The sequence below is a fragment of the Candidatus Allofontibacter sp. genome (assembly GCF_038145245.1).
In the GTDB taxonomy this organism is placed as follows: Bacteria; Pseudomonadota; Alphaproteobacteria; order Pelagibacterales; family Pelagibacteraceae; genus Fontibacterium.
The window spans coordinates 1-6177 of record NZ_JAYQPI010000030.1 but is presented as its reverse complement, the minus strand read 5'-3'; the positions used below and the strand labels follow the sequence as shown (position 1 = coordinate 6177).

Sequence of the window (6177 nt, the reverse complement as noted above, 5' to 3'; positions counted from 1 at the left end):
ATTGCAGATTTAATTGCATCACTCATTGATCCAGATATTCGCCCTGCAACCCTTGGAATTTTTCTAGGCGGTCTAACTCCTCTTGCTCTAATTCCATTACTTGAAAAATATGTGGTAAAATCTAAACATCATATTGTAGTAGGTGATCATGATGATGTGAAAAAAGACTTAGATCACCATCATTAATTTATCTAAAGTTTTTAACTAAATACTTCACTTCTGGAATTCGAGTGTGAGTGTTTTTGCTACCTAGTACAATTATTGCACGCTTGCCTTTGTCTGTTTCCATTAATAAGGCAATGCAACCACCTGCCGCTTTGATATAACCTGTTTTGCTGACTAAAAACTTTTGATAGCGGCCTATTAATGGATTGGTATTTTTAAAAGACAGATAAGTGTTCTTTAATTTAATTTTCATGAAAGAAGTTTGCGAAGATTTTACAATTAAGGGATAGTGCTGAGCTGCAAGAACTAACTTTACTAAACTTTTTGAGGTGCTAACGTTATCATCATTAATTCCAGAGCCATCCACAAAAGAAGTATCTTTCATGCCAAGTTTTTTAGCTTTTGTATTCATGGCATTCACACAAGCCTCCGTTCCACCTGGATAATTTTCACATAATAAATCTGCTGAGTGATTATTAGATTTTATAAGAGCGAGTTGTAAATGTTGTCGTCTTGTAAATTTTTCAATTTTTTCATTTAAATCTTGCTTAGAATCAAGAACAACCATTGCGGTCATTAATTTTGTAATACTTGCAATACTGTGAAGATCATCATGGTTAACACTTTTTATAATTTTACCACTTCCATCTGCGACCAACCAACTGGTTGCAGTTACAGGCTGTTTTTTTTTGGCATCAGCAATTGATGTCAAAATGATAAAACACAAAATAAAAAATATATTTTTGTAATTTTGATTACTAAGTAAATTCATTAGTTTGTAAATTAGTGTGATTTGAGAGAATTTCAAAGCGGACAAAAATTGTTTGTCCGCTTTAGAAATATTTAAGTATCGTAATTAGATCGTAACTTTAGAGCCAATTAATTTTAAAGCATCACGACAAGCTTTTTCTGATTTGTCATGAGTTTTTTCATTGTGAAGTTTTTCACAAGTAGCTCTTAAAGCTTTTGCTTTTGTTACATCTTCAGCTTTTGCTTTTGTAGTTTTTACATCTGCATCAAATTGTGCCATTAATTTTGGACAAAGTTTTGCATAAGCAGCTGTAGTTACTAAAAACATACTTACGACTAGAACTAGTATTTTTTTCATTTGTTTATTTTTTGTTGATTGAGAAATAAGTGCTCCTTTTTATCTAAAAAATCAATAAATTTTACGAAAGAGGTAAAGGCAGAGAAAATTAGTATAAAAATTCCAATAAATAGTATTATATATTTAAAAATTCTTTTGGTATGTCGTTATTTTTTTTTCCAATTATTGCATAATAATAAATCGGAACCCCCTCTATTGAAAGTCGATGTTGATATCTTTCCAAATTATAAATATCTAAAAATTCTGAGAAGATAATTTCTTGAATCGTCTTTGAAAAACCAGAGTTATCTTTTTTGTCTAAAAAAGTTTCTTTAATATTAAATCCAACCCATCCTTGAGACTCGATTATATTAAATGCATTGATAAATGCTCTGGGGGGTATATCGCCAAAACCGAGTGCTGCTACACTAATTAAACAATTGCATCTCCACTCTGTAATATTTTCTTTAGTTCTTTGATCTAAATTTTGAAAATCGCATACATAATAGCTGTCATAAGTTCCAGGTCGATCTCTTAAGGCAGCTTCTTTTGCTTCAGGCAGGATGTCCACTCCAATAAGTCTTGAGATCCCATATTTTTTTAACTCAATGCCTACAACACCGTTACCTGCTCCTAGATCCAATATTCTTAATTCGGATAAATTTTTATCTGATTGGCCTAAAGCATTTTTTAAGAGGGAAGATATCTTTACAGGCGAAGCACATTTAAGACGGTCATAAAATAATTGTTCATACAATCCCTCTATTTTATAAATTTCATTATAGTCATGAAATCTTAATTTTTTCTTTTCATTATTTTCATCATCCCAATAATAAAAATATGCTTCATCTTGAGTTAAATGGTCGGCGTGTTCTTTTGGAAAACTGATATGATATTTTTTTTTCAATCTATTAAATAAATTTTAAATTTTAAAAAAAGTTTTTGTAATATTTTACAGTAAAAATGAAATGTGTCGTAAATGCGTCAATTTCAACTTTTGATTTTATATTTCAACCAGAAAGTTAGATATTAAAATTTTAAAAAAAACTAAAATAAAATAAAAAAATATGACTGAAAAACAGATTGTAATTTTAGTTTTTAGTGCTTTAATGATTTTAATAATTTTTTATTAAAATTAAATTTATGTTTTTAAAAAAAGTACTTGTTATTTTTATATTAGCTTTATTTATTAGCTCTTGTGCTGCGGTATCAGAAAAAGCTGCAAAAAAAGCAGATAAAGAAAATGCTTATCTTTCAACTTTTTTAAATAAACCTGCAGCTAATCTAAATTCAACTTTCGGCAAGGCTTCGCAAGTCTCAACTGAAAATAATCAAACTATTCATATTTACGAAATCAAAGGCAAGGTATTTGATTGTCAGAGAAAATTTACAATCGATAATAAAAATATCGTGACCGGTTTTGTCTCTACTTGTTGGGATTGATTAATTTTAGAATTATTTTTTATCTCTCTTTTTTAGCCAATCTTGCATTTGTTTTATTTCGGCTTTTTGAGCATCAATAATTTTTTTTGCAAAGGCTTTAAGTTCAGGATCTTTTGTTTTTTTAATTAGTTCTTCTGACATATCAATGGCGCCTTGGTGATGAGGGATCATACCTTTCAAAAAATCAGTTTCAATATTACCCGTTGATTTAAAATTCATACCCTTATGCATTCTATCCATGGCTTTTTTAAAAGGGACATTGGGATCTAGTTTATGAGAATCATGGTCATTTGCCGCAAGAGCAAAGGTAATTGTTAAAGTGACTATTAAAATGCTTAGAAATATCTTTTTCATGTATTCATTATAAAGTTTATTTAAAAAATTTAAAGAAAATAGAGACAATAATCGAAATAACGATGCAGGTGACGATCGGGAAATAGAAAGAATATTTCTCACCCTTTACACTAATATCCCCTGGTAATCTGCCAAGGGGAATTTCCTTAGCAAGCGGCCAGAATAATCCAACGAGTAATATTAAAATACCAATTATGATTAATGCTTTTTGCATTATTTACAAATTATAAATAGCATTTTGGCAAAAGAAAGATGATTATGATATATTAGTTTTGTTAATTCAAATTCACTATGAATTTAACTCAACCAGAGCTTATTCAGCTTATCATGTTAGTGGTTGTTCTATTTATTATAATTTATAATTTTCCAAAGGGTCGCTTTTAGAAAATATTTGAACAATAACTTTAAATCTATTAATTAAACGGCATGAGCGAAAAAGATAATAATATGTATCGAAGTAGCGATGATAAATTCATCGCTGGCGTTTGTTCAGGGATTGCTCACAAATTAGGTTTTAGCAAATGGGGACTTCGTTTTGCATTTATCATTGGTGCATTATTTTACGGGATTACAATTCTTGCCTACATTGTCTGTTGGATGGTTTTTAAACCTCGTCCTACCTTTAATCGTTAAGTCTTTTTAAATTCAAATTATGAGTGATGAAAATAAAGAAAAGTTTGTTGATTTAGTTGCAGTCACTCGAGGAAATATAACCGAAAATATTCATCAAGGAATTGCAATTGCAATGGACTCCACTGGTCGAGCTATTAGACAATGGGGCGATACTAAAACAGAAATATTTCCACGATCCGCACTTAAACCCATTCAAGCTCTTGGGATTATCACAACCGGGGCTGACAAGGGTTTAAAATTAAGCGATGAAAGAATTGCACTTGCAACCTCTTCTCATCATGCAGAAACGGTTCATCTTGATATGGTAAAGTCTTGGCTAACGGAATTAAAGTTAGAAGAAGAAGATTTAACGTTAGGAAATGCTTGGCCATTAAGTCCAAAAAGAAAAGATTATATTTTACGTCATGAAGGTCGCAAATCTAAAATCTATCATAATTGTTCAGGCAAACATTGTGGACAGTTATCTATTTGTGTTCATCAAAAATTTAAAACCTTAAACTATCAAGATCCAAAACATCCTGTACAAAAGTTATTCATTGAAAATTTACAAAAGTTAGCAGAGATAAAAATTAAACATTTAGGAATTGATGGTTGTGGACTTCCTGCGCCAAGTTTATCCTTAGATCGATTTGCTTATGCCCTTACTAAGTTTGCAGATCCTTCAAAATTAGAAGGGATTGAACAACAGGCAGTTAAAAAGATTTTTGATTGTTGCGTTAAATATCCCATATTATTTGGCGGATCTGAGAGCGTGAATTCTATTTTAACAAAGAGTAGTAATAAAAAGATTTTAGTTAAAAATGGAGCGGACGGAGTATTTTCTGCAATTATTCCTGAGGAAAAAGTGTCTGTTGTTGTTAAAATTAAAGATGGCAATATGAAAGCAGCTGAGGTTGCAATTGCAGGATTGTTAAAAGAGTTAAAATTATTAGATAATGATGAGGTTAATAAATTAATCAGTCAGCCTATTTTAAATTCTGCAGGCACGAAGAGTGGTAAAATTTATTGGATTGGAAATTAGTAAATTTAGCGATTTAATAATTTATTCTTTATATACAGAGGAAGAGCCACAATTTCATAAGTAATAAAGAACAATGGAAAAATAATAGGATTGCCTAATATCTTTGCTAAAATTCTTAAATAATCAATTTCCTCCCAAATAATTAAAAAAACTTTAGCTCCCGCCACTAAATGACCATGCACTAAAGCATGCATCCGTCTCATTAATTGATCTTTGGTTTTTTTAGTCTCAATATAAGCTTTTGCATTTTCATGAATGTTTACCCATTCAAATAAAGGGTTATTAATTTTTTTTTTATAAAAATTAATTTCGCAGTTACAAATGGAACAAGATTGGTTGTAATAAATTTTAATAATCTGCATAAATATCTGCTTGATTTTACAACAAACCAACTAAACCTAAAGTAGAAATAAACTTATTGTTTACTTAACTTTCTAACCTTTTTTTGGTAAGACTCGGCTCCTTTCAAAATTATGAGCACAGAAAAATTAAAAACAAATGGTTCAGGAAAATGCCCAGTAATGCATGGCTCTTTAACAAAGGCAGAACAATCACCAACTGCAGCGTGGTGGCCGAAATCTTTAAACTTAGATATTTTACATCAGCACGATACTAAAACAAATCCACTGCCAGGATTTGATTATAAAAAAGAAGTTAAGAAATTAAATTTTAAAGCTTTAAAAAAAGATTTACTAAAATTAATGACCGACAGTCAGGATTGGTGGCCGGCTGATCTTGGAACATATTCTGGTTTATTTGTGAGAATGGCTTGGCACTCTGCAGGAACTTATCGAATTGCAGATGGTCGTGGTGGATCTGGAACAGGAAATCATAGATTTTCTCCATTAGATTCTTGGCCGGATAATGCAAACTTAGATAAAGCACGAAGACTTCTTTGGCCGATTAAAAAGAAATATGGAAACAGATTAAGTTGGGCAGATCTGATGATCTTAGCTGGCAACATGGCCTACGAACATGCGGGACTTAAAACTTATGGTTTTTCATTTGGTCGAGTGGATATTTGGCATCCAGAAAAAGATGTGTACTGGGGAAGTGAAAGAGAATGGTTACAAGATAAACGTTATCCAAATAAAGAAGATCGAACGTCTTTAGAAAATCCTTTAGCGGCTGTGGTGATGGGACTTATTTATGTAAACCCACAAGGCGTGGATGGCAAACCAGATCCATTAAAAACAGCTCATGATGTGAGAGAAACATTTGCACGTATGGCAATGAATGATGTTGAAACTTGTGCCCTTACGGTTGGAGGTCACTCTATTGGACGAGCGCACGGGAATGGGGATGCTGCAAAACTTAGAGCCGAACCTGCAGCTGCTGATATTTATGAACAAGGTTTAGGTTGGAACCAAGAAAATGGACTTGGAAAAAATCAGGTAACTTCTGGACTTGAAGGGGCTTGGACAACTAATCCTGATAAATGGAATTATGAATATTTAGATTTACTTTTAAATTA

General features: G+C 31.5%; 10 protein-coding genes and 1 pseudogene. 5 read left to right on the top strand and 6 right to left on the bottom strand.

Features of this window, described 5'->3' with window-relative positions; all coding sequences use genetic code 11:
- Positions 1 to 186 (top strand): annotated as a pseudogene (locus tag AC8IGH_RS04320) (hypothetical protein); the annotation flags it as partial.
- Between the two features lies 1 nt (position 187).
- Here AC8IGH_RS04320 and AC8IGH_RS04315 read toward each other — a convergent pair.
- The 3 genes from AC8IGH_RS04315 to AC8IGH_RS04305 all read right to left on the bottom strand — a co-directional run bounded on the left by AC8IGH_RS04315 (position 188) and on the right by AC8IGH_RS04305 (position 2159).
- On the bottom strand, positions 188 to 937 hold the full coding sequence (locus tag AC8IGH_RS04315) for a D-alanyl-D-alanine carboxypeptidase family protein (RefSeq protein ID WP_507419490.1): 750 nt from the start codon (positions 935 to 937) through the stop codon (positions 188 to 190).
- An 84-nt stretch (positions 938 to 1021) separates the two neighbouring features.
- Positions 1022 to 1273, bottom strand: coding sequence for a hypothetical protein (locus AC8IGH_RS04310; RefSeq protein ID WP_507419489.1), 252 nt, complete (start codon positions 1271 to 1273; stop codon positions 1022 to 1024).
- 115 nt (positions 1274 to 1388) lie between these two features.
- Positions 1389 to 2159 carry a class I SAM-dependent DNA methyltransferase gene (locus AC8IGH_RS04305; protein ID WP_507419488.1) on the bottom strand — a complete coding sequence of 257 codons (771 nt, stop codon included), beginning with the start codon at positions 2157 to 2159 and terminating at the stop codon, positions 1389 to 1391.
- A 236-nt stretch (positions 2160 to 2395) separates the two neighbouring features.
- Here AC8IGH_RS04305 and AC8IGH_RS04300 point away from each other — a divergent pair, with 236 nt between their 5' ends.
- Positions 2396 to 2695 carry a hypothetical protein gene (locus AC8IGH_RS04300; protein ID WP_507419487.1) on the top strand — a complete coding sequence of 100 codons (300 nt, stop codon included), beginning with the start codon at positions 2396 to 2398 and terminating at the stop codon, positions 2693 to 2695.
- A gap of 12 nt (positions 2696 to 2707) precedes the next feature.
- On the opposite strand, the gene copM is transcribed toward AC8IGH_RS04300, so the two are convergent.
- Positions 2708 to 3049 (bottom strand): CopM family metallochaperone, encoded by a 342-nt coding sequence (copM, locus tag AC8IGH_RS04295; protein ID WP_507419486.1) that lies wholly within the window; start codon positions 3047 to 3049, stop codon positions 2708 to 2710.
- 16 nt (positions 3050 to 3065) lie between these two features.
- Positions 3066 to 3263 carry a DUF2905 domain-containing protein gene (locus AC8IGH_RS04290; RefSeq protein ID WP_507419485.1) on the bottom strand — a complete coding sequence of 66 codons (198 nt, stop codon included), beginning with the start codon at positions 3261 to 3263 and terminating at the stop codon, positions 3066 to 3068.
- 233 nt (positions 3264 to 3496) lie between these two features.
- Between AC8IGH_RS04290 and AC8IGH_RS04285 the strand changes: the two genes are divergently transcribed.
- Complete coding sequence (locus AC8IGH_RS04285; protein WP_507419484.1) at positions 3497 to 3682, top strand: PspC domain-containing protein; 186 nt, start codon at positions 3497 to 3499, stop codon at positions 3680 to 3682.
- Between the two features lie 19 nt (positions 3683 to 3701).
- A complete protein-coding gene (locus tag AC8IGH_RS04280) occupies positions 3702 to 4703 on the top strand; it encodes an asparaginase (RefSeq protein WP_507419483.1) in 1002 nt (333 codons plus the stop codon).
- 5 nt (positions 4704 to 4708) lie between these two features.
- Here AC8IGH_RS04280 and AC8IGH_RS04275 read toward each other — a convergent pair whose 3' ends face one another.
- On the bottom strand, positions 4709 to 5065 hold the full coding sequence (locus tag AC8IGH_RS04275; protein ID WP_507419482.1) for a DCC1-like thiol-disulfide oxidoreductase family protein: 357 nt from the start codon (positions 5063 to 5065) through the stop codon (positions 4709 to 4711).
- A gap of 111 nt (positions 5066 to 5176) precedes the next feature.
- On the opposite strand from AC8IGH_RS04275, the gene AC8IGH_RS04270 reads away from it, so the two are divergent.
- On the top strand, positions 5177 to 6177 hold a 1001-nt coding region (locus tag AC8IGH_RS04270; protein WP_507419481.1), incomplete at its 3' end, for a peroxidase family protein.

Coding starts and splice junctions, on each gene's coding strand:
- AC8IGH_RS04315 (WP_507419490.1), bottom strand. CDS start 937: ATGAATTTACTTAGTAATCAAAATTACAAAAATATATTTTTTATTTTG.
- AC8IGH_RS04310 (WP_507419489.1), bottom strand. CDS start 1,273: ATGAAAAAAATACTAGTTCTAGTCGTAAGTATGTTTTTAGTAACTACA.
- AC8IGH_RS04300 (WP_507419487.1), top strand. CDS start 2,396: ATGTTTTTAAAAAAAGTACTTGTTATTTTTATATTAGCTTTATTTATT.
- copM (WP_507419486.1), bottom strand. CDS start 3,049: ATGAAAAAGATATTTCTAAGCATTTTAATAGTCACTTTAACAATTACC.
- AC8IGH_RS04290 (WP_507419485.1), bottom strand. CDS start 3,263: ATGCAAAAAGCATTAATCATAATTGGTATTTTAATATTACTCGTTGGA.
- AC8IGH_RS04285 (WP_507419484.1), top strand. CDS start 3,497: ATGTATCGAAGTAGCGATGATAAATTCATCGCTGGCGTTTGTTCAGGG.
- AC8IGH_RS04280 (WP_507419483.1), top strand. CDS start 3,702: ATGAGTGATGAAAATAAAGAAAAGTTTGTTGATTTAGTTGCAGTCACT.
- AC8IGH_RS04275 (WP_507419482.1), bottom strand. CDS start 5,065: ATGCAGATTATTAAAATTTATTACAACCAATCTTGTTCCATTTGTAAC.